Here is a 22,580-nt window from a genome sequence, read left to right on the forward strand (position 1 = left end):
TCAGCAGTGTGTGTACCGATACCCCCCCCCAGCGGACTCGCCGAAAATTGTAACATTGTCCGGATTGCCACCGAAAGCTGCGATGTTCTGTTGCACCCATTCCAGCGCGGCGATCTGGTCCATATAGGCGAAGTTGCCAGTCGGGCGGTCCTGATTTTCTTCGCTCAGCGCGGGAAAAGCGAAGAAGCCCAGACGTCCCAGCCGATAATTGAAGGTGACCAGGATCACATCCCGTTGCGCAAATTGCTCCCCTGAGAACGAGGCTTGCGCACCTGAACCGAAGACAAACGCCCCGCCATGTATCCAAACCATGACAGGAAGTTCTGCTTCAGGCTCAATGTCAGCTGGTTTCCAGATATTGAGAAACAGGCAATCCTCTGAGTTAGTCGCTTCGCCTTCCGCAGGAGGCGGGCCGAAGGAACGTTGTGGGCAATCAGATCCGAAAGCTGTGGCATCTCTTACCCCGTCCCATGGTTGGACGGGTCGAGGTGCGCGCCAGCGATAGTCGCCAGTTGGGGCCGCCGCATAGGGAATGCCCTTGAAGCTGGAGACATTTCCTTCAGTCGCACCATGAAGTGTTCCTGATGAAACATTGACGGTTTGTGCGGCGGCACTGGCGACGGCAAGTACAATGCCGACCGTGAGGATTGATGCAAATCGGACCATGTCATTTCCTGTCTTTTTGATAATTATCGTTGTCGATGACTTGCTACCAGGCTCTGGTCCAATCCAGGACTGCGCCTGCAGACCTGTGGACGAAGTGTGGATGCGCCGAAACCCCTGAGGGAATTTCACGTTTATCCTTAGTGGGAAATACTGTGTGTATCCCTGACACTGCTGAATGTCAGGGCAAGCATTTTCCAGATATCATCTTTGTGCTGATAGACCTCGGTCACGGTGAACTCATTGGAGACTTCATTGCCGCCAACCACAGCCACCAACGTGATGCGGCTCCAGACTATTGCCGTATCCCCGAACATTTCGACTGCAACATCGTGAACATCGGCATTTTTGTACCAAATTCTACCCGATTCAATGATGTCGAGTTCTGCTTCGGTCTTCCAGGTGCCACTCATATGGACGAACTTGGCATTCGCATCGAACAGCGTTTCCAGTTTCCCGACGTCCTTTTCCGCCATCCAGTCCCATTTCTGGCTTGAGAGCTCGAGCAGCGCCTGTTGCTCGCTATCAACGTCTGCGACGTTGGACTGATTGTCCGCCCCCAGAGCTGAGGCGTTTGGGATAAGCGTTCCCATGATCAGCAAGGCATAGGCGACGAAATGAATTTTTGACATGGTCATTTTCCTTTTGTGCGTTTCGTTTTTTTTCTTCTTAATGACGATCTGAAAAGTCAGGCTTCTGGCTCTCATACCGAAGGTTCAGCTTCGTCCTTTTTTAATCCAGATCCTTATCCGTCAGGAACCTGGAAACATGATCAGCGATTTCTACGTTGTTCAGGTCGGAGAACGGAAAGTGCGTATTGCCGTGGATTCCGATTTCCGGAAGGTGCACGAGCGTCACATCACCGCCATGGCGATTGACCGTGTCTGCCCAGAGCCTGGCCATCTCTAGACGAGCGCGCCACCCATCCTGGCCGGGGAGCGGGCTTTGCTCGGCAGGAATATTATCGCCGTAATAGATGATGACCGGAATGCGGGTGAGAGCCATGAATTCGGCCATCGGCGCGGAAGCTGCGGAAAGCTCGCCAGCCGAACTCGGAATCGGTTCAGGCACTTCGCCTTCAGGAAAGATGAACCCGCTGCCGGGTTCAAAGCTGACGATCCCGCGAATATTTTCATTCCTGGTTGCGGCCAGCCAGCCAAAACCGCCTGAATGGGAATGCGTAAACAGAACGCCGGAACCGATCCTGTCAAACAGGGCAGAGACGCTGTCTGTCACGACGTCCGGCTCAATAGGGCCTGTGTCCGGAGTCATCGACCGGAAATACTGGTTGAGCGTTTCCTCATCCTGCGCGAACTGAACGCCATCAAAATAGTCTGGCCACACGCCGACGCGGAAAACGTTGAACCAGAACTGCTCGTCCGGCGTGGGGGTTATTGTCGTACCCTCCATGCCGCGCCCGGCATCGCCCCTTCGTGGTTGATCTATCAGGTAAACGCCGTACCCACGGCGCAGGAAAAGTGTCTGAAACCCTTCTCGCCCATCCGGTGTCGTTTCCCAGGTGCGCGAGAATTGACCAAACCCGTGCCACATCACGATGGGCAGGGGGCGTGCATCTGCTGGCAGCTGGTACGACACAAAGGCATGATCCCCATGATACGTCTGACCAGCCGGCAATGACGGATCGAGCGGATTGAACTCGCCCGGTTCTGTTCGAACTGTTCCGCCTGCGGCGAAACTCCCTTGTTCCGCAATTACAAGGCTCTCTTGCTCGCGTGGTTCTGCACTCGAACAGGCAGTCACTGCCGCGAGGCAGCTAACCAGGAACAGAGCCAAAAGGGTGCGATCAGGCATGATCCTAGCGACCGAGATATTCGTCTTCACTGACTGCCTCCATCCATTCAACGCGAACGCCATCGAGAGGTTCTGCTATGGCGACATGGGACATCGGGCTATCGGGCGACGCTCCGTGCCAATGGCGCTCGCCGGGCGGTATCCACACCACGTCTCCGGGCTGAACGACCTCTGATGGTTCGCCATCAGACTGCACACGTCCGGTGCCGGAAATTACGATCAGTGTCTGGCCCATCGGATGTGTGTGCCAGTTTGTGCGCGCCCCCGGTTCGAACTCGACTATTGCGCCGCCATACCCATTGTCGCGACCTGACGAGAAACGGGAAGAGACCTTGGCTGTTCCGGTAAAGTTTTCAGTAGGGGCGACGGTGGTGTTCTGTGCCGCATAGCGCGTAACGCTGAGGCCATTCTCATCAGCAGAGACTTCTTGCGCTGAGCAGGCACTGACGAAAACGAGCGTTGCCAGAATCGATGGAAGTACCGAGTTATTCATTGCTCGCTCCCTGTTCAGTCCTTGCTTGCAGGACTTCTTCAAGTATGCGTTGTGCCTTTGCCGCCGTTTGCGGGTCGACACGATCACGCAGGATATCGGTGAAATGGTATAGTTGCTCCGGCGTCAACCCGGTGGTCAGCGAGACACGATAGTGCCCTCTCAATTGAGCTTCAACGCCGCTCATGGCGGCGAGGGCGCTGATGGTTGCAAGTTCCCTTTCCTGATGTGTAAGGACATCTCTGGAAAAAATGTCACCGAACAGGTGCTCTTTGAGATAGACATCGATGACAGGGGCGATTTGTGCATACTTTGCAGAATTGGTTGTCATATCACGCCCGGTAATCTGATTGCGGACGTCATTGCCGAGGGCATTCATGTCGGTATCTTCAGGCAAAGGGGTGGCGTCTTCGCCGAGCCTGTCTTCAATTCCACTGGCCTCGCGCGTTTCCAGAATGTCTGCCAGAGCGGTCAATGCATTCAGGCTTCTGGGAAACCCAGCATAGGCATACATCTGTATAAGGACCTCCCGAATATCGTATACTGGCACGCCAGCATCCAGGGCCTCTGTAATCGCCGCCTCCAGCTTTTCAATATCCCCGGCCGCAGTAAAGGCAGCGATCGGCACAATATGTGTCTGCTCTTCAGATAGGCCGGACTTGGCCGGGTCTGCTGCTCCGGCGTGTGCCGGACATATGAGGATGATCGTTGAAATCAAAACAGTGATTATGCGCATTCTCAATTTTCCTTATGCAGGAGTTTCCAGTACGGTCTATTACTGCTGCCCCGTGGCAAGCGTGCGACCAAAAAAGCTTGTCAGCTGTTCCATCGCGGCATCGACATAAGGCTGCTTCCAGTAGGTCTGTATGTGCGAGGCACCCTCGATGAGAAACAGCTCCTTGTCAGACGTGCCGGTCGCAAGCGCAAAGGCGTCTTGCGACATATAGAGCGTGTCTGCGGAATCGCCGGCGATCATCAGGAGCGGTTGATTGATCAGCTCGATCTGGTCGCGCGCATCGGACTGCATCAAGTCGATCAGGCTGCTGGTCGTATACCGGAAGGTCGAATTCGGATGGGCGTGTGTCTTTCCGTAATAGACATAGCCCTCTCGATAGAGCTCGAACGGTAGGGCGGCGATCTCCTCATCGGTTGGCGTTGCGTCAGCGCTATACTGGATTTCTCCTCCGGCAGCCTCCTGCGCTCTGGCCCTTGAGGCTGCCGTCAATCGCTCCTGAATCGTCGAAATCTGCGAATCCATGAACCCGTTCCGCCGAACAAGCCCACTATTGAACATGCTCAGTGTCGCCACGGACTTGAAACGCTTGTCTGTCTGTGCTGCCGCCAAAGAGTATCCGCCGCCGCCACAGATTCCGAAAAGACCAAGATTGGCGCTATCGACGCCATCATACTGGCTGATGAAGTCCGCCATTCCGCGAATGTCTTCGATACGAAATGCAGGTTTGTCCACATTGCGGGGCTGGCCTTCGCTTGCACCTTGATAGGCAGCATCAGCGGCTATGGTCACATACCCTTTTGCGGCCAGGCGTTGCGCGTAAAGGCCCGCTACCTGTTCTTTCACGCCGCCATTGGGGTGGGCCACAATGATAGCCGGATAGGAGTGTTCGGCGTCATAACCGGGCGGAGTATAGACATTGGCCGCGATATTGAGCCCGTTCAGTTGATAGGAAACCGGATGAATATTGACATTGCCTTGAACGTTCTCGGAGATCGCATTCCGATAAACCAGCCCGTGTGAATTGTTTGGTTTGTTTTCAGCGCCTGCGTTGCCGAAACCCAGCGCAAAAATTCCTCCTACAATGATCGCTTTTAGTGCCGATAATGCCATTCATCTCTCCTGGCGATTGGGTATTGATCGTCCGTGCTATGGAAGGATAACAATTGCGATTATGCCGTACTATAGGCTAAAAACGCATGGACCTATTAATAGGAGTCATGAATGAAGCGGGATGAGCTTGGGGATTTACTGGCTTTCCTTGCCGTCGAGGAAGAGGCGAGCTTCACACGCGCCGCGGCAAGGCTTGGTGTTTCCCAGTCCTCGCTCAGCCATACGGTAAGACGGCTTGAGGAACGTCTCGGTGTACGCTTGTTGACGCGTACAACCCGAACCGTCTCATCCACTCAGGCTGGTGAACAACTTGCCAAGACCCTCAGACCAGCTTTTGCCGAAATCGAGGGCCAACTCGCGGCACTTTCGAGTTTTCGTGAAAAACCTGCGGGTTCGGTCCGTATCAATTCCAGCCAGCTCGCAGCCGATACCATTTTGTGGCCAAAGCTGGTTCCGCTATTGAAGGACTATCCTGATATCAAACTCGAATTAATCACCGAGGGGCGAATGGTCGATATCGTGGCAGAGCGCTTCGATGCAGGTGTCAGATTGGGGGAGAGTATTGAAAAGGATATGATCGCTGTACGGATAGGGCCTGAATTGAGAATGGCGGTCGTTGGTTCACCGGCATATTTCGCAAAACACGGAAAGCCAAAAGTGCCAGATGATTTGACGAATCATCGCTGCATCAACAGACGTACGCAGACCCATGGTGACTTATTTACCTGGGAGTTTGAAAAAAACGGTCGGGAAATCAACTTCCGCACGGATGGCGGTATAGTCTTCAATACGCCATCACTGGTTCTGGATGCGGCGCTAGAGGATATGGGCATCGGTTACATTGCTGAGCCATATGTAGAAAATCTCCTGGCTGAGAAAAAACTAATCAGAGTGCTGAATGAATGGTGTCCTTCGTTCCCCGGATTCCATCTCTACTACCCGAGCCGCCGCCAACCTACGCCGGCTTTTTCGCTCGTATTAAACGCACTTCGGTGCAAGTGAAGTATATGGCAATTTCGAGCCGGGCGAGGTGTTTCCTGGTTGTCTTAAGTGTCTTGGGCAAATTGGCTTGTTTTTCTGTTTCACGCCTCATCAGCCTAAGGATGCTACCATATCAAATAACGCGGAACAGCATTTACTCTTAGGCATCACTATACCCCCTCAGATCCTGGGGGAGCTGTATATTGGATATGGATGATATCCTTCCTGCAATCGACAATTTATCAAGCTATGGGGAAGCATCTCGGTCATTTGAAATCCCGGCTGGCAAACAGCCTCCTGGCCTGGATGCGCGGATGCGTTGCCGGGGCGGGGTCGGGCTTTTCCTGATGGCGCGAACTCTGGCGGCTGTCCGGGATCTGCCGCTTTGCTTCATCGGCCGAGGACCAGGTCATGTCGATGTGGGACTGGCCGCTTTGGCCGAGATTGTCGAACAGATCGGACCGGTCCTCGATCCTGTCCGCGATGACATGGACGACCAGCCCTTCCTTCTGCACCTTGCCGGTAATGCGTAACAGACGGCCTTGCATCACCTCGCGGCGGTAGCGCTCGAAAGTCTTTGGCCAGACGATGATATTGGCCGAGCCGGTCTCATCTTCGAGCGTGACGAAGATCACGCCGCTCGCCGTGGCCGGCCGCTGGCGGGTGATCACCGCGCCGAGGATTGTGGCGCGGCTGTTCTGCGGCACATCGCGCAAGTTTCTGGCATGGGTCAGATTGCCCCCGGCCTTGTCCCGGACCAGCCGTACCGGATGATCCTTCAGGCTCAGGCGCACCGACACGAAATCCTCGAACACCTCCTCGGCCAGCGACATGAGCGGCAGGCCCGAGGCTTGCCTGTCTTCATCCGGGGGATCGCCGAGGAGCGGCATCGGCGTGCCCGTATCGACGGCCTTGGCATGCCAGAGCGCCTCGCGCCGGTTCATGCCGATGGAGGCGAAGGCATCGGCCATCGCCAGTTTCTCGATAGCGGGGTGCAGCAGCCCGGCGCGCCGCCAGAGCGCGGCGACATCCCGGTAGCCATTGCCGCGCGCCGCGACCAGCCAGAGCGCATCATCTTCCTTGAAGCCCTTGATCTGGCGAAAGCCGAGCCGGACCGCGAGCCCGCCCTTGCCATCGGGCTCCAGCGCGCAATCCCAGCTGCTGGCATTGATATCGACCGGGCGGACCTCAACCCCGTGACGCTGCGCATCGGCGACCAGCTGGGCGGGCGCATAGAAGCCCATGGGCTGGGAGTTGAGGATCGCGGCGCAATAGACTTCCGGATGATGATGACGCAGCCAAGCCGAGGCATAGACGAGCAGGGCGAAGGAGGCCGCGTGGCTTTCGGGAAATCCGTATCCGGAAAAGCCCTCCAGTTGCTTGAAACACTTCTCGGCAAACTCGGGCTCATAGCCGCGGCTGATCGCGCCCGCTATGAAGCGGTCCTGGAAATCCGAGACATTGCCGATCTTGCGGAACGCCCCGAGCGCGCGGCGCAGCGCATCGGCTTCGCCGGCGGTAAAGCCGGCCACGACCACCGCGATGCGCATCGCCTGTTCCTGGAACAGCGGCACGCCGAGCGTGCGTTTAAGCACCTCTTCGAGTTCAGGAGACGGATAGACAATCTCTTCTTCGCCCCGGCGTCGGCGCAGATAGGGATGCACCATATCGCCCTGGATCGGGCCGGGCCGGATGATCGCCACCTCGATGATCAGGTCGTAGAAACAGTTGGGGCGCATGCGCGGCAGGAACGACATCTGCGCGCGGGATTCGACCTGGAACAGGCCAGTCGTGTCGCCTTGGGATATCTGCGCGTAGACGGCGGGATCTTCCTGCGGCAGGCTGGCAAGGGAATAGCGCACCCCCCTCCAGTCTTCCAGAAGATCGAAGGCCTTGCGGATGCAGGTCAGCATGCCCAGCGCCAGCACATCGACCTTGAGCAGGCCCAGCACATCGATATCGTCCTTGTCCCATTCGATCATGGTGCGATCGTCCATGGCGGCATTCTCGACAGGGACCAGCTCGTCCAGCCGGTCGCGCGTGATGACGAAGCCGCCGACATGTTGCGACAAATGCCGGGGAAAGCCGATAATCTCGCGGATCAGGCTCAACGTCAGGCGGAGGCGCCTATCGTGAGGGTTGAGGCCCGCCGCGCGCAGCCTGTCTTCGGCGGGCGCCGCGTCAGACCAGCCCCAGATTTGCGAGGAGATCGCCATGAGCGCATCGGCGGACAGGCCCATCGCCTTGCCGACTTCGCGGATCGCGGCCTTGGAGCGGAAATGAATGACGGTCGCGCAGATGCCGGCACGGTGCCGGCCATATTTGTCATAGATATGCTGGATCACTTCCTCGCGGCGTTCATGCTCGAAATCGACATCGATGTCGGGCGGTTCGTTCCTCGCCTCGGACACGAACCGCTCGAACACCATCGTAATGATCTCGGGACTGACGGAGGTGATGCCGAGCGCATAGCAGATCACCGAATTGGCCGCCGAGCCGCGTCCCTGGCACAGAATGCCGCGAGTGCGCGCAAACGCGACCACGTCATGCACGGTCAGGAAATAGGGCGCATAGTCGAGCTGGGCGATCAGCGAGAATTCGCGCTCGACCGTCTCCTGGACCTCCAGCGGCACGCCGTCGGGATAGCGCTGATGTAACCCCTCATCGGTCAGCTCGCGCAGCTTTTTAAGGGCGGGCTTTCCGTCCGTGACTTCATCCGGATACTCATATTTGAGTTCGGCCAGGGAGAAACGGCAGCTTTGCGCGACCCGCATCGTGTTCGCAAGCGCCTCGGGAAAGGCCTTGAACAGACGGTGCATCTCGAACGGGCTTTTCAGGCGGCGCTCTGAATTGAGGAGCGCGCGGCGGCCGAGCCTGTCGATACTGGTCTTCTCGCGCAGACAGGTCAGTATGTCGGCGACCGCCCGCCGCGCGGCCCGGTGCATGATGACATTGCCGGTGGCGACAAGCGGCAGGGACAGAGTGTCGGCGAGCGCGGCCCTTTCGGCAAAGCGGGCCGGATCATTGCCGTCATAGGCGGGGCTGAGCGCCAAATAGAGATGATCGGGAAATCTCTCGATCAGTTGGCGCAGGCTGTCTTCACCCGCCTCCAGCGCGATCAGCACCGAGCCTTGAGCCCATTCCAGCAGATCATGCAGATGCAGCGTGCAATGGCCTTTTTTCGCGCGGCGCTTGCCCACGGTCAGCAGCCGGCAAAGCCGCCCATAGGCCGCCCGGTCTTGCGGCAGGGCGATGAATTGCTCGCCGCCTGCGAGGACGATCCGTGTTGCGACGATAAATTGAATACCGGCTTCGAGCGCGGCGGCATGGGCGCGCACGCTACCGGCAAAGGAGTTGGTATCGGCAATGGCAATCGCCGGCAGGCCAAGCTCGCAGGCGCGCTCGATGAGTTCCTCGGCATGAGAGGCCCCGGTCAGGAAGGTGAAATTTGAGATGACACCGAGTTCCGCATAGCTCACGGGAACACTCCCGCCACCTCCCATATGGATGGCTTCAGGTCGGGGCGGGTCGACAGCCACAGGCGCGGACCCTGGCAGGTCTGGACCGACCAGTAATCGCGGATCGCATCGCCTTGTGTGCCCAGCCACCATTCATGGCCGATCCGCTCAGGGCCTTTTGCGCTGGCCGTCTGAAAACCCTCACCGCGCCAGACGAAGCCCTTGGGCGGCCTGCCGGGCGCGGTAATCTCGACCAGATCAGGGCCGACCATCGTCAAGGGGCGCAAAGAGGCTGGCGGCTCGAAGGATACCGACCTGGCCTTGCCGGCGGCAGAGACCAGGCGGAACGACCGGCGGGGCAGATGGCTGGAGACCGGCTCCCAGCGCAGCACCCTGTCAAAGCCCAGCCGGTTGCCGAGCGTGGCGATCAGCTCTTCCAGTTCGCTTTGCTTCTGCGGGCCCGCAAAGCTCTGCTGGACCGGCCTGAAAGGCTCCGTGACAGTTGCCCGCAGGCGCATCACATCGATGCCGAGCCCGGCATCGACCCTGGTAATCTTCTGGGCAAATTGCCGGATCACGAGGTCCGGTGTTTGTGACGGCCGCGCCAGCCCGATCGACAGGATCGTCCCGGTTTTGTCGGTGCGCTGAAATGTCAGCTCGAAAGCCCGCGCGCCGTCATCATGTTCGACCAGACGCTTGCAGATTTGAGCGGTCAGGCGACGCAGCGCTTCTTCGACATCATCGATCAGCCCGATAGGATCGGGAAACGACATGCGCGCCGAATAGGTGGGGCGCGCGGTCTGCGCGATCACCGGATCGGCGGCGCTGCCGAACAGCTTTTCGAACCCGCGCACGAAGCCGAAGCCGACCCTTCGGGCAAGCTCGGCGCTTTTCAGGCCATAGAGATCGCCAATGGATGTCAGGCCGAGCCGTTTGAGATCGAACAGGGTCTTGTCATCGGCGACCATTGCCTCGACGGGGTAGGGGGCAAGCGCGGCCCGCGCCTCGCCGGGGGCAATGATGGTCCGGCCCGTGCCCCCGAACCTCGCGGCGGCGCGCGCCGCGCCCTTTGTATCGGCAATTCCTGCCATCGCGTCGATGGAGAAGTCCGCGAGCTCCTGGCGGATCAGGGCGAGCATCGCCTCTTCGCCGCCGAACAGATGCGCGCAGCCGGTGATGTTGAGGATCAGGCCGTCCGCGCCGTCGCAGGCCGTCCAGGGCGAGAACTTCTCGGCCCATCGCTGTAGCGCGGACAGGAAGGCAGCATCCTTGCGCGGCTCGGCGGGCAATGTCACCAGCGCCGGGGCGATGGCCCTGGCATCGGTCAGGCTCATCCCCGCGGCGAGACCCGCCTTGCTGGCATGATGGTTCACGCAGGACAGACGGACGGCGCCTTTTTCCTCCTGCGTCAGCGCGAACAGCCAGTCATCGACCGGTATGCCGGTCCGGCCTGCGCGGTTCACCGGCAGGCGCGGCATCCAGATCGAGATGACTCTTTGCCCTTTTAACATGCAGGTTCCAGCTTCCAATTGTTCCCTTTTTGTTCTTGTGCAGGGACAGATGGATCAGAGTCGAGTCATTGTTCTCGGGCCGCGCCGGCAGGCAGTGCCAGCGCGTCTCGGCGGCGCTGCTGACGGCGGGTCTGGCGACGATCAGGAGGCCCAGACTATGGCCCTCCCTGGCGGCCAGCTGAAGTCGACGGAAGCTGGTCAGATCCGGGGTCGAATCGAACCAGGCAATGACACTATCGACGCTGCCAGAGCGCAGCGCCGTCTCAGTGGACCACAGGGCGTCGGCCTTGAGCGGGCACGATATTTGGAGGAATTGTGCCGGATCGGCATAAAGAGAGAGACCTTCCGGGTGGATGGAGGCGATCCAGCCGGGCGGGCCGCAAAGCAGTTTCTGTCCCTCACCGGCCGCCAACAGCGCGACCATGTCCGCGCTCATGCCGCTCAGCTCATGCACGCGGCCGCGCTCAGGGTAGATGATATCGGTGCCGGCAAGATCGCTCATCACACCCATGATCTGATTTTGCCAAGGCGCGCGTCAAGCATCATATGTGATAGAATATCATCGGAGCTTCATATGTGCGGACGCAAATTCTCGGATGAAAGCCTGTCCTGGTCGATGTATCGCGAGCAGTTGAAGCTGTTCACGGCGCCGCCAGCGAGCAACTTTGCGCCCAATTACAATATAGCGCCGACCCATATGGTGCCGGTCTGTTTCATGGAGGATGGCGAGAAGGTGCTCCGGCCGCTGCGCTGGGGACTTCTGCCGTCCTGGGCAAAGGACGTGAAGATCGGATATTCGATGATCAATGCCAAAGCTGAGACAGTCGAGGAGAAGAACTCATTCGCGCCACTCCTGAAGGCCCATAGATGCGTCATCCCGGTATCGGGATTTTTCGAATGGAAGCGGAAAGGCAAGTCAAAGCAGCCTTTCGCGATAAGGCGGCAGAACGGCGAACCGATCTTGCTGGCGGGATTGTGGACGCAGAACCGCATGCTCGGGATCGACAGCTATACCGTCCTGACGACACAGCCGAATGATCTGATGGCGGAAATTCACAATCGAATGCCGGTGATCCTGGAGCGAGAGGATGTCGATCGCTGGCTGGATGCGGCGTGGGATGAAGCTCAAGGTTTGGCCATCCGTGTACAGTCTGACTTCCTGAGAACCTATACCGTGAGCAGCGACGTGGGAAATGTCAGGAACAATTCTCCCGATCTTATTGAGCCGGTACTTTAAGCGACAGCTTTCCATCGTGGGCGGGGCTTACAGGAGCCATTTGATGATCATCCAGAGCCCCATCGCCATCATGACCAGGTTTTCAGTCAGGGAAACAAAACCAAGAGGCACGTTGGACTGTCCCCCGACGCAGGCGCATTTGAGCTCGCGTTTGTCGAGATAGACCGCCTTGAAGACAGAGACCGCGCCGACCGTGCCAATAAAAATAGCAATCGGCGCCCCGATCAGGCCGAAAACGCCCCCGGCAATCATCAGTATACCGGCAATTGCTTCGCCGAAAGGATAGACATAGCCATAAGGCACCCATCGCTTGGCGAGCAGGTCGTAATTGAGAAACATGGTCGAGAAACTCTCGACATCGCGCAGTTTCTGGATCGCCAGGGCGCACATGGAAAAGGCTGCGAACCATTCGATGCCGCGCAGCGATATTATATTGCCGGTTGCCCAGTAACTGGCGGCCCAGGCCATCAGCGCACAGACGCCGAAAATCACCAGCACGGGCGTATAGGTCGTTTTGTCCTTGTCTTCTGTCTTTCCGGTCAGCCGGGCTTTCAGCGCTTCGTAGCCGCCGATGCGCTCACCGCCGATAAAGGTCTGGGGCGTTGTCTTGACGCCATGCTTTTCCTTGAAGGCATCGGTTTGCGCGCGACTTGTCAGGTGATGGTCTTCCACCGTGAAGCCGTTGCGCTCCAGCAGCCATCTGGATTTCAGTCCGTAGGGGCAGACATGCTCCGCCATGACCATGCGATAGAGAGTGGCGGTCTTTGCATTACTGTCATCGATTTTGTGAAGCATAAATCGGTTCCTCATTCTATCTGCGAGCCCGAGGGCTCATCGGGGGCAAGGTCTCCCTCGAACGCCGGGACCGGGCGCGCATCAGCCTCGTCTCGCGTGGCCGCTATGCCGTTACGGCTGATATCCGAGACCAGCCACTCCATTTCCTTGATTTCACGGCGCTGGGCACGGATGATCTTGTCGGCCAGTTCCTGCACGCGGACATCCTCGATATTGGCGCGTTCACTGGTCATGATGGCAATCGAGTGGTGCGGGATCATCGCGTTCATGTAAGAGCGCTCCCCGACAGTTGCCTGACTGCGCACCAGGTACAAGGCGGCAATCAGGACGACGACGCTGGCGATGTAAATACCGGCATTGATCCTCTTGTCGCTATACATGCCGAGCATGAAACTCAGCATGACCAAGGCCATTGCCGCGCCCATGATGAATGTCATGTAAAAGCGCGTTTCGCTCCAGCGCACATGCTCGAGAGCGTAGGTGTTGAAATACATCAGGATGAACATCACCACCATGGAGGTGCCGATCATCGCCGCGAAGCGCCAGTAATGCGAATTGTTATCCATTTTTGTCTCCTTTCCGATACGGGACCGGGGTATCCCGACAACGGATTAGCCCGCGAGGGGTTCCGTCTGGTGACGATGTGATCAAAACCACGCCCTTATCCCGGCAACCAGCGCAGTCCCTTGCGCATCGCCGCCAGCCGCCTCGATAATATCGGCGGTATCGCCGAATGAACCCTGCCATTCGACGCCCACATAAGGCGCGAATTCACGGCGGATTTCGTAGCGCAATCGCATCCCGGCATCGACCCCGGTCAGGCCACTGCCGAGTCCGCGCCCGGGAATATCCTGTAAGGAAAAATTCGCCTCCACTCGTGGCTGCAGGATCAGGCGCTGGGTCAGCAGGAACTCATATTCGACTTCCGCCCGCGCGGTGACATCGCCGTCATCACTAACGAACGTGGCGGCATCGACCTCGAACAGATATGGCGCAAGGCCCTGTACGCCGAACACGCCATGGGCCTTGCCGTCTGGCTCGATATCGTAGCGAAGGCCGGTCTGAATATCCCAGTAAGGAGAGACGGCCCGTGACCACAGCGCCTGAATTTCGGCATCCTCGATTTCGTCGTGCTCCAGACTGTATTCGCCTTCGGTCTTGACGAACAGCCTGTTGATATCGCCGCCGAGCCACCCCTGGGCCTCCCAGACGCCGGTTTCTTCATCGTCCGTAAACTGGAGTTCAAACCGGTCGGCCATGACGAACCAGAAGGTTTGACCGCCTGCATGATGCTGGGCCTTATTGCGGGACTCGGCCATGTCCTGTGGATCGTAATAGGCATCTGCCTGGGACCAGGGGGCGTTGCCTGCCTCGCCTTCATGATGATGGTCCTGGGCATAGGCGGCAGTTCCGGCGAGCAGGCTCGCCGTCAAGGCGGATAGGCTCAGTGTTCTGATTACCTGTCTCATCAGTGCTCCCCTCCCATTTTGTGATGGTCGTGGCCTTGAATGTTCGGGTCTTGCATACCGTCCGTCTGCATCGGCGTCTTATGGCGTGGTGGATGGCCGTCATGCGACATCGAATGCTCGGTTTTGCCGGACGGCAAGACCGAGACGACCTGCATCATGCCTGCATGCATGTGATAAAGCAGATGGCAGTGAAATGCCCAATCTCCGACATGTTCCGCCGAGATATCGACCGAAAGCTTTTCGCCGGGTTTGACGATGACGGTGTGCTTGCGCGGCAGGTGGTTGCCGCCGCCATTGACGAGATCGAAGAACATGCCATGCAGGTGAATCGGATGGTTCATCATCGTGTCGTTGACCATTGTCATCCGGACACGCTCGCCTTCATGGAAAATGATCGGCTCGGTGACTTCGGAGAATTTTACCCCGTCGAACGACCACATATAGCGGTGCATGTTGCTCGTCAGGTGAATCTCGATCTCCCGTTCCGGGGCCCTTGTATCCTGGTTGGGTTCAAGGCTTCTCAGTTGCGAATAGCGCAAGGTCCGGTGCGGCACATCTTCCAGCCCGAGACCCGGTTCATCGAGACGGCCGCTCGGCATGGCAGCGAGCTTGGTCACGCCGGGCCCGCGTTTCACATCGCCGCCGCCACCCATCGACGCCATATCGTGGCCCTGCATGTCGTGGCCGCTCATATCGTGATCCATGTCAGCCATGCCGGTATCGTTCTTGGTACCGTCCATCGACATGCCGCCGCCCATATCCGTGCCCCCCATGTCCATGGCCCCGTGATCCATGGCCATGTCTTTCATGGTGAGCGTCGGGACGGGGCGCAGCGCCGGTGCTTGTGCTCTCATTCCCGGGCGAGGACCGAGCGTGGCGACGACCTGTCCCGAGCGGTCGATGGATTCTGCCGTAAAGGCATAAGCCTTCTCATCCTGCGGCTGGACAATCACATCATAGGTTTCGGCAACGCCCATCTGGAATTCATCGACTTCCAGCGGTTGCACATTCAGGCCGTCCGCCTGCACGATGGTCATGGGCAAGCCCGGAATACGGACATTGAAGATCGTCATGGCCGATGCGTTGATGATCCGCAGGCGGACCCTTTCCCCGGCACTGAAAACAGCATTCCAGTTATCGGCGGTTGCATGGCCATTGATCAGGAAATGATAGGTCGCGCCCGTGACATCCGCAATATCACGCGGCGACATGCGCATTCCGCCCCACATGGCGCGCTGCTCGAAGGCGGCGTTGAAGCCTTCCTCCGCGGCGTCTTGCGCGAAGTCCGGGACAGTTCGGTGATTGAAATTGTAGCTTTCGCTCATCGCCTTGAGCTTCTTGAAGATCCTGTGCGGACCCTCAAAGCTCCAGTCGGAGAGGACGAGTATATATTCCCGGTCATAATCGACCGGATCGGCATCCCTCGGGTCAATGATGATCGGGCCGTAATGGCCAAGCTGTTCCTGCAGGCCGGAATGGGAATGATACCAATAGGTCCCGTTTTGCGGCACCGCGAATTTATACCGGAACGTTTCGCCGGGCCGGATGCCCGGGAAGCTCACGCCGGGCACGCCGTCCATGTAAAAAGGCACCAGCAGGCCGTGCCAGTGTATGGAGCTGTCCTCGTCCAGCCTGTTGGCGACATTGATCGTGATTTCATCGCCTTCACGGAATCGCAGCAGCGGAGCGGGCAGCGTGCCGTTTACGCCTGTCGCAAGGGCGGTTCGTCCATCGACGCTGACCGGGAAACGGTCGATGACAAGATCGAAGCGATTGCCGGAAAGTGCGTTGAGCCCGGTATTGCCCCGGCTGGCCGGCAAAGCCCAGGCGGGCAGCACGCTCGTCGCACCAAGCACGAGACCTGCCTGCAGGGAGGTGGATAGGAATTGTCTTCTGGAAACCATGAGGGTCATCTCTCTCGTCAGGGTGAAGGGCAAATTGCGGACACGGATGTGTCATTGACCCGAAGCGCGACACTTCGGATCAACGTTGCCTAATCACGCATGACGATTTTCAGGGAGACTGGAGTATCTGCCGGAGGGTCAAGCCAGTTCAGCGCACGATAATGACGCAGGATATGATAACAATGCGGGACCAAAGGGCCCACCTTACTCACAAGGATCGCCGTTGCCGGTGGCGTGGTCAATACAGGGGTAGTTAGGTTCGCCTGAACGGCACCGGCAGCAACCGCCACGCAATGCCCACAAGGCTCATCACCAGGCTGTGTCTTCGCATGATCGGCATTCATTACGCCATGATGGCCGCCATGCGCCGAATGGTCAGCATTTGACTGGGCCGAGTTGTCGCTAGTTGAGCCATCGGCATGTGACAGGCACGCACAGGCCTGACCGATCCCGAGAATTAGCGCGACTATCGCAATCAGAATTCGCTGGCCGACGTTTTTCATCAGGTGCTTGACGCTCCTTGCACCTTCGAATGATATACCCCCTCCCGGTATAAGGTCAACTCGATGAAATCACAGCGTACGATCACCAAACTAAAGCGGATCGAAGGGCAGGTCCGTGGCATAACGAAGATGCTGGAGGAAGACCGCTACTGCATCGATATCCTGCACCAGATGCAAGCAGTCAAAGCTGCCTTGGCGCGGGCCGAAAGTGATATTTTGAAAGATCACGCCGCCCATTGCGTGGATGATACAATAGCTTCCGGCAATGCCGATGAACAGCGGGAAAAGGTATCCGAACTCATCGACCTTTTCGACAAGCTCAAGCGCTAATCGCCGTTGCCGCGGCATTTTTCTGCCAGCGATATTTTTCCTGCTGGTTCCAAGGAAGACCAGGTTCTGCTTTGCGGTTTATCGATCCCGAGCAAGCCGCCATTTGCCGCCATGCACACTGGTTCAGGACGAGGCGGTGCGAGAGACTGGAGCACTTGTTTTCGGAGCCAGCGCTCATGTCACCATCCAGGATCCTAATCGGCCAGTTCCTGATCGTCCTCTTCATCATTGTGCTGACACTATGGGGCGCGACCCAATGGGTGGCCCATGAGCTGGCCTATCAGCCCGGGCTCGGGCGGCCATGGTTCGTGCTGGAAGGCCGGCCGGTCTATCGGCCCTGGCGATTGTTCCAGTGGTGGTATGCCTATGAAGCCTATGCGCCGGGTGTGTTCGCGCGTGGCGGGTCGATCGCGGCGAGCGGTGGTCTGCTCGGTATACTCGCGGCGGTTCTGGGCTCGCTGTGGCGCTCGCGCTGGGAGCGGCGGGTCACCACCTATGGCTCGGCGCGCTGGGCAGAAAGGCGCGACATCGAGAAGGCCGGGCTGCTGGGCTCTGACGGCGTCTTTCTGGGACGCTGGAAGGGGCGCTATCTGCGCCATGACGGACCCGATCATGTGCTCGCCTTCGCCCCGACACGGTCAGGCAAGGGGGTCGGGCTCGTGGTCCCCACACTCCTGTCCTGGACCGGCAGTGCGGTCATCCACGATATCAAGGGCGAGAACTGGACGTTGACCTCCGGCTGGCGCTCGCGCTTTTCGGCCTGCATCAGGTTCGATCCGACCGATACGGCCTCGCCGCGATTCAATCCGCTGATGGAAGTGCGAAAAGGGCCGGGCGAGGTGCGCGATGTCCAGAACATCGCCGATATCCTCGTCGACCCGGAAGGCTCGCTCGAACGGCGCAGCCATTGGGAGAAAACCGGCCACGCCTTGCTGGTCGGTGTCATCCTGCATGTTCTGTATGCCGAGGACGACAAGACCCTTGCCGGCTGCGCGCGCTTCCTGTCCGACCCCTCGCGTCCCTTCGAGAAGACGCTGGGGCGCATGCTGAAGACCCGCCATCTGCGCGGGCCCGATGGTGCGAGAGAGGTTCATCCCGTCGTCGCGCAGGCGGCGCGCGAGCTTCTCAACAAGGCGGACAATGAACGGTCCGGCGTCTTGTCCACGGCACTCAGCTTTCTGTCCCTCTATCGCGATCCAGTGGTCGCCGCGGTCACTTCGGCAAGCGACTGGCGCATCACGGATCTTGTCGGCGCGGCACGGCCCGTCTCGCTCTATCTGGTGGTGCCGCCATCCGACCTGTCGCGTACCAGGCCGCTCATCCGGCTGATCCTCAACCAGATCGGGCGCCGGCTGACCGAAGCACTGCCGGACGGGAAGCGGCGCCGGCTCCTCCTGATGCTCGATGAATTTCCGGCGCTGGGGCGGCTCGATTTCTTCGAGAGCGCGCTCGCCTTCATGGCGGGCTATGGCGTGCGGGCCTATCTGATCGCCCAGTCGCTGAACCAGATCGAGAAGGCCTATGGGCCCAACAATGCGATCCTCGACAATTGTCATCTGCGTATCGCCTTTGCCACCAACGACGAGCGCACGGCGAGGCGGATTTCCGACGCGCTCGGGGCCAAGACCGAATTGCGTTCGCAGAAGAACTATACCGGCCACCGGCTGGCGCCCTGGCTCTCCCACATGATGGTCTCGCGCCAGGAAACCCAGCGGGCCCTGATGACGCCGGGCGAAATCATGCAGATGGCGCCCGGCGAGGAAGTGGTGATGGTCTCCGGGACCCCGCCGATCCTGGCAAAGAAGCTGCGCTATTTCGAGGACGCGAATTTCACGGCCCGTATGCTGCCGGAGGCGGGCAGGGTGCTTGGGCTGCCGGCTGTCATCGGCGACTGGAACAATCGTCTCGGTGCTGATGGAGAGCAGTCCGCTGCGAGGCGGGGAGCTGTCGATGAAGGCGGCAGACAGATCGTGCCGGAGCTGGATTCGCCCGATCAGGAGTTGGTGGAGAATGAGCCGCCAGCGCCTGAAATGGAGATCGAGGATGCCGGCGATGCGCCGGGCGACCAGGAGCTGGAGACGGTCCGGCGCGCCGCGGCGCTCGATCTTGCCGATCCGGACACATTGCCGGATTTCTGACATGGGAAAGCCGCGCGTCAATCTTCGTCTCTCCTGGAAGCTGCATGCCGAGCTGGAACGACGAGCATCTGGGGAAGGGGTCACCAAGACGCAGATCGTCGAGGACGCGCTTGGCCGGTTTTTCGACCCGGAGGCCAATCTGGTCCTCGAGGAACGCCTGCTGCGCCGGATGGATGCCTTCGATCGCCGGCAGGGCGAGATCGAGCGAGATACCGCGCTGTGTCTGGAGACGCTGGCGCAGTTCGTCCTTTACTGGCTGACGCGCACCGAGCCTATCCCGGAAGGCGAGCGCGATGCCGCACACGCGCTCGGCCAGCGGCGGTTCGATCACTTCATCCGGCAGGTGGCAAGAAAGCTGGGAAACGAACGGGGCGTCGCGGCCAGGCTTGAGGGATCCGACAGGGCGGCAGGTTGACCATCGCATTTCTCAGAGGACCGAGTTTCGGGTTCATCAGCACGTCGTTCCATACCGGGATCAGGTAATCGTGCTACAATACGCTAGGCGAGACCGGCTTTCCGAAGAGGCGAGTCTGTCTACCGGATAGGCGAATTGCCACTTGAAATTTACCGGCATTTCTTTATTTTGCCGGTAAATGCCGATTTCAGAACTGCCTCTTGTCATTCAGACCAGCTATGCAGAGTTGATCGATCAACTGCGTATCGATGCGGCGTCCGATTTTCCGAAGGGCTCTACCTTCAGAAAGCGCACGATTTCAGGCAAGGTTTATTGGTACATTCAGGAGCCGACCGGCCCAGCCGGCCGGCCGGCTGAACGCTACCTTGGCACCGATACGCCTGAGCGCCGCAAAGCGATCGAAGACGGCCAAAGGGCGAAAACCGACGCCAATAGCCGGGAAAGCCATCATCCGTGCATTGAAAGCGGCGGGTTTGCCGGAGCCCGACGGTTTGACAGGCGCGATAATCGAGGCGCTCGCCGCCGCCGGCGTGTTTCGGCTGCGCGGCGTCCTTGTTGGAACTGTCGCGTTTCAGACTTAATGCCGGCTTGCTTGGCGTAAAACTCCCTGGTGCCGCTATCCGCACTGGCGATATCGATCTTGCGCAGGATTATGGCATATCGGTTGCGCTCAATGAATCGATCACAGCGCCGCTCATCGATGTCCTGAAATCTGTCGACGCCGAATTTCGACCCGTTCCTTCGCTTGCCGCACCGAATGTCGACACGGCCTACACCCGACCGGGTGGTTTCAGAGTGGATGTCCTGACGACAAATCGCGGCGCCAATCGCGATGCACCCGTCAATTTACCAAGCCTGAAGTCCGACGCCGCCGCCTTCCGTTTCCTTGATTATCTTTTGCGCGAGACGATCGAGGTGGCGGCGCTCTCGCGCTATGGCACGCTCGTCAATGTGCCTGCGCCTGAGCGATACGCTGTCCACAAGTTGATTGTTTCGACAATGCGCAAGGACTCAGGGGAAAGCGCAGCCAAGGCGGACAAGGACATTGCTCAGTCGGGCATGCTGATTGACACTTTGATTTTGAAACGCCGCAGCGCCGACCTTCACGACGCAATAGTCGAAGCTGCCGCGCGCGGGCCAAATTGGCGAAAGAGACTTAAGACGGGGGCGGAGCGATTGGGCAATGAGCATAAGGACAAGTTCGTGGAAATGCTGAGTACAGCTTATCCAGGCAACGCCAAAACTGACTGACAAAACCAGATTGAGATATTCGATAGAGTTGGATGTATATCCCTCGCGCGTTGTTCTTTTGTCGAAATGAGAGCGGCTATGCCTTGCGTGGACACGTCGCGGAGATCGCGAAGAATTCCAGCTAATCCCGCACTATTCTCTATCTAACCCTTTGTAATGAAAGGAATAGCGTATTTATTCTTTTGACGGGTGCGACCTGGAAATCAGGCCGAGGAGATAGTGCCTGATCCGCATGGCGTCCTCCGGGGGCAGCTTGGGATCCACGCTGAGACGACAGAAGTCAGAGATATTGCGGGCAAGCAGCCTGGTCTGCGGAAGGTCCGACATAGTGAGAGGCAATGAGACGGTCGGCATCATCGACGAAGCCGGGGTCCTGTCCGATTCGCCGCATGTCTGATCGCCGAGGCGCTGGCGGCGTCGCTCCGTCAGGCATCGTCATCCAGTGCCCCATCCGGCTGTTCGCCGAGAATCGCGCGCACCTGTTTCATGGTCATGAACATGCGCGCGGGATTGCTGGCAAAGGACTGGAAACCGAATGCCTCATACCAGCTCTTCCGGCGCTGGAAGATCGTCTCGCCGCCATCGGCCATGACATCCAGCACGATTGCGAAACAGCCGGCTTGCCCGGCGATCCTGTAGGCCTTCTCGAATACATGATGCATCAGGATCGAACCGATTCCCTGGCCCTGCGCGGTTTCACTGACAGCGACCTGGCCGAGAAACAGGATCGGCAATTCCCCGTGGTCGGGCGCGCCGCGCGGGCGTCTGGAAAGCGCATCGACATTCATCATACCCAGATTGATAGCGTGATAACCGAGGATCGTGGTCTGGCCATCCTCAAGAGCGACATAGACCCTGGTCATGTCGTCCTTCTGCTGCTTCTTGGCGGACAGTTTCAGATAATTGTCGAGGCGCTCCACGCCACACGAAAATCCGGCGCGGTCATGCCGCGCCGGATCAAGGACTTCGATGCGCAGATCGCCGGTGTCAGTCGGCATGCACGACGCGCCGGCGATAGGCCTTTGCCGCGGCGCGCGCCCGCGGCGTCGGAGCCGGTGGCGTATCGAGCGCGGCGGCAAAGCGCGCGGAATCCTCGGGCGTCAGCACATGACGCGATCCCGCCTCGAGCACACGGGACGCTTCCCGGGCAATGGCGGTGCGAAGGAAAACCGACTTGTCGACGCCAAGCGAGGCGGCGGCGCGCGTGATCAACTCGCCCAGGCTGTCGCCATGGCGGATTTGGGTGGTACGGGTCTGTTTGCCCTCATCGGGATCATTCATCGGCAGGTCCAGCATGGCGGGACTCCTTTCCTGCATAATGTGGTGCGGTATGCATTACATGTCAATATCCGTCGGCAAGTCGAGCGCGACATGCCTGCGGGGGCGGCAAGAGTGGGGATGGAAAGACGTATTGCAGGGGCCGGATGGATCTGCCGCAGCGCCAGGCGAGTTTGGGACGGCAAGGCCGCGCAGCAGGCCGGGCCCTGCCATCGTATTTCGGTGGATCGCCGGCGCTGCGGGGCGGATTATGTCTATGACGCGAATTTCCGGGTAAGGGAGGTATCGGCTGGCGAGCGATCTGTTTCTCCTACACTCAAGACGGTCGGAGAGATCTCCCGCACTCGAAAAGCGTGATTTGGTCGTCCTGAAAGATCGGGTCGGCCAAATTGCCTTTGTCGCTTATCCAGGAGGAATGATCATTTCCAAAGACGATCTTGTCTCTTGGGACTGATACGATGATTGAAGTGGGTGTTATTGCCCCGTCCCGTGCGGCGCG

At 58.9% G+C, this 22,580-nt stretch carries 23 protein-coding genes; 7 read left to right on the plus strand and 16 right to left on the minus strand.

What is annotated here, in order from left to right:
• The 6 genes from FF098_RS17525 to FF098_RS04625 form a co-directional block, all read right to left on the minus strand.
• On the minus strand, positions 1 to 666 hold the full coding sequence (locus FF098_RS17525) for a carboxylesterase family protein (protein WP_205967384.1): 666 nt from the start codon (positions 664 to 666) through the stop codon (positions 1 to 3).
• A gap of 137 nt (positions 667 to 803) precedes the next feature.
• On the minus strand, positions 804 to 1,295 hold the full coding sequence (locus FF098_RS04605; RefSeq protein ID WP_155137963.1) for a nuclear transport factor 2 family protein: 492 nt from the start codon (positions 1,293 to 1,295) through the stop codon (positions 804 to 806).
• 100 nt (positions 1,296 to 1,395) lie between these two features.
• Positions 1,396 to 2,475: an alpha/beta hydrolase gene (locus tag FF098_RS04610; protein WP_155139401.1), complete on the minus strand. Its 1,080-nt coding sequence runs from the start codon at positions 2,473 to 2,475 to the stop codon at positions 1,396 to 1,398.
• Positions 2,476 to 2,479: 4 nt separating this feature from the next.
• The gene (locus FF098_RS04615) at positions 2,480 to 2,968 is read right to left on the minus strand and encodes a (R)-mandelonitrile lyase (protein WP_155137965.1); all 489 of its coding nucleotides are present in this window, start codon (positions 2,966 to 2,968) and stop codon (positions 2,480 to 2,482) included.
• Positions 2,961 to 3,701: a carboxymuconolactone decarboxylase family protein gene (locus tag FF098_RS04620; RefSeq protein ID WP_155137967.1), complete on the minus strand. Its 741-nt coding sequence runs from the start codon at positions 3,699 to 3,701 to the stop codon at positions 2,961 to 2,963. The genes FF098_RS04615 and FF098_RS04620 overlap by 8 nt, the downstream gene beginning before the upstream one ends.
• Before the next feature lie 39 nt (positions 3,702 to 3,740).
• Entirely contained in the window at positions 3,741 to 4,811 is a 1,071-nt protein-coding gene (locus tag FF098_RS04625) for an alpha/beta hydrolase (protein WP_155137969.1), read from the minus strand.
• Positions 4,812 to 4,922: 111 nt separating this feature from the next.
• Between FF098_RS04625 and FF098_RS04630 the strand changes: the two genes are divergently transcribed.
• The gene (locus FF098_RS04630; protein ID WP_155137971.1) at positions 4,923 to 5,813 is read left to right on the plus strand and encodes a LysR family transcriptional regulator; all 891 of its coding nucleotides are present in this window, start codon (positions 4,923 to 4,925) and stop codon (positions 5,811 to 5,813) included.
• A 245-nt stretch (positions 5,814 to 6,058) separates the two neighbouring features.
• On the opposite strand, the gene FF098_RS04635 is transcribed toward FF098_RS04630, so the two are convergent.
• From FF098_RS04635 to FF098_RS04645, 3 genes are read right to left on the minus strand one after another with little or no spacing between them, the layout of a single operon-like run.
• Positions 6,059 to 9,271 carry an error-prone DNA polymerase gene (locus FF098_RS04635; protein WP_205967386.1) on the minus strand — a complete coding sequence of 1,071 codons (3,213 nt, stop codon included), beginning with the start codon at positions 9,269 to 9,271 and terminating at the stop codon, positions 6,059 to 6,061.
• On the minus strand, positions 9,268 to 10,728 hold the full coding sequence (locus tag FF098_RS04640; protein ID WP_166426327.1) for a Y-family DNA polymerase: 1,461 nt from the start codon (positions 10,726 to 10,728) through the stop codon (positions 9,268 to 9,270). Before FF098_RS04640 ends, FF098_RS04635 begins: the two co-directional genes overlap by 4 nt.
• A complete protein-coding gene (locus FF098_RS04645; protein ID WP_166426328.1) occupies positions 10,676 to 11,263 on the minus strand; it encodes an ImuA family protein in 588 nt (195 codons plus the stop codon). The genes FF098_RS04640 and FF098_RS04645 overlap by 53 nt, the downstream gene beginning before the upstream one ends.
• A 72-nt stretch (positions 11,264 to 11,335) precedes the next feature.
• On the opposite strand from FF098_RS04645, the gene FF098_RS04650 reads away from it, so the two are divergent.
• The gene (locus FF098_RS04650) at positions 11,336 to 11,998 is read left to right on the plus strand and encodes an SOS response-associated peptidase (RefSeq protein ID WP_166426329.1); all 663 of its coding nucleotides are present in this window, start codon (positions 11,336 to 11,338) and stop codon (positions 11,996 to 11,998) included.
• Positions 11,999 to 12,025: 27 nt separating this feature from the next.
• Here the strand turns inward: FF098_RS04650 and FF098_RS04655 are convergent, their stop codons facing one another.
• From FF098_RS04655 to FF098_RS04675, 5 genes are all read right to left on the minus strand, one after another.
• Entirely contained in the window at positions 12,026 to 12,793 is a 768-nt protein-coding gene (locus FF098_RS04655; protein WP_205967387.1) for a MauE/DoxX family redox-associated membrane protein, read from the minus strand.
• 11 nt (positions 12,794 to 12,804) lie between these two features.
• Positions 12,805 to 13,359 carry a DUF305 domain-containing protein gene (locus tag FF098_RS04660; protein ID WP_155137979.1) on the minus strand — a complete coding sequence of 185 codons (555 nt, stop codon included), beginning with the start codon at positions 13,357 to 13,359 and terminating at the stop codon, positions 12,805 to 12,807.
• Positions 13,360 to 13,440: 81 nt separating this feature from the next.
• Entirely contained in the window at positions 13,441 to 14,262 is an 822-nt protein-coding gene (locus FF098_RS04665) for a copper resistance protein B (protein WP_155137981.1), read from the minus strand.
• Positions 14,262 to 16,166: a copper resistance system multicopper oxidase gene (locus FF098_RS04670; RefSeq protein ID WP_268235250.1), complete on the minus strand. Its 1,905-nt coding sequence runs from the start codon at positions 16,164 to 16,166 to the stop codon at positions 14,262 to 14,264. Before FF098_RS04670 ends, FF098_RS04665 begins: the two co-directional genes overlap by 1 nt.
• 89 nt (positions 16,167 to 16,255) lie before the next feature.
• The gene (locus tag FF098_RS04675; protein ID WP_155137985.1) at positions 16,256 to 16,669 is read right to left on the minus strand and encodes a DUF2946 family protein; all 414 of its coding nucleotides are present in this window, start codon (positions 16,667 to 16,669) and stop codon (positions 16,256 to 16,258) included.
• A 63-nt stretch (positions 16,670 to 16,732) separates the two neighbouring features.
• Between FF098_RS04675 and FF098_RS04680 the strand changes: the two genes are divergently transcribed.
• The 5 genes from FF098_RS04680 (at position 16,733) to FF098_RS04700 (ending at position 20,803) form a co-directional block, all read left to right on the plus strand.
• Entirely contained in the window at positions 16,733 to 16,999 is a 267-nt protein-coding gene (locus FF098_RS04680) for a metal-sensitive transcriptional regulator (protein ID WP_155137988.1), read from the plus strand.
• A gap of 176 nt (positions 17,000 to 17,175) precedes the next feature.
• Positions 17,176 to 19,137 (plus strand): conjugal transfer protein TraG, encoded by a 1,962-nt coding sequence (locus FF098_RS04685; protein ID WP_155137990.1) that lies wholly within the window; start codon positions 17,176 to 17,178, stop codon positions 19,135 to 19,137.
• 1 nt (position 19,138) lies between these two features.
• Positions 19,139 to 19,552: a hypothetical protein gene (locus tag FF098_RS04690; RefSeq protein WP_155137993.1), complete on the plus strand. Its 414-nt coding sequence runs from the start codon at positions 19,139 to 19,141 to the stop codon at positions 19,550 to 19,552.
• 248 nt (positions 19,553 to 19,800) lie between these two features.
• A complete protein-coding gene (locus FF098_RS18015; protein WP_155137995.1) occupies positions 19,801 to 20,133 on the plus strand; it encodes a GSU2403 family nucleotidyltransferase fold protein in 333 nt (110 codons plus the stop codon).
• Positions 20,108 to 20,803: a GSU2403 family nucleotidyltransferase fold protein gene (locus tag FF098_RS04700; RefSeq protein WP_166426331.1), complete on the plus strand. Its 696-nt coding sequence runs from the start codon at positions 20,108 to 20,110 to the stop codon at positions 20,801 to 20,803. Before FF098_RS18015 ends, FF098_RS04700 begins: the two co-directional genes overlap by 26 nt.
• 425 nt (positions 20,804 to 21,228) lie before the next feature.
• Here the strand turns inward: FF098_RS04700 and FF098_RS04705 are convergent, their stop codons facing one another.
• Both FF098_RS04705 and FF098_RS04710 read right to left on the minus strand, forming a co-directional pair.
• Complete coding sequence (locus FF098_RS04705; RefSeq protein WP_155137999.1) at positions 21,229 to 21,801, minus strand: GNAT family N-acetyltransferase; 573 nt, start codon at positions 21,799 to 21,801, stop codon at positions 21,229 to 21,231.
• Positions 21,791 to 22,099, minus strand: a complete 309-nt coding sequence (locus FF098_RS04710) for a type II toxin-antitoxin system TacA family antitoxin (protein ID WP_155138001.1) — start codon at positions 22,097 to 22,099, stop codon at positions 21,791 to 21,793. The genes FF098_RS04705 and FF098_RS04710 overlap by 11 nt, the downstream gene beginning before the upstream one ends.
• Positions 22,100 to 22,580 lie beyond the last annotated feature (481 nt).

The sequence above is a fragment of the Aquisalinus luteolus genome, from assembly GCF_009712425.2.
GTDB classification, from domain to species: Bacteria; Pseudomonadota; Alphaproteobacteria; order Caulobacterales; family Parvularculaceae; genus Aquisalinus; species Aquisalinus luteolus.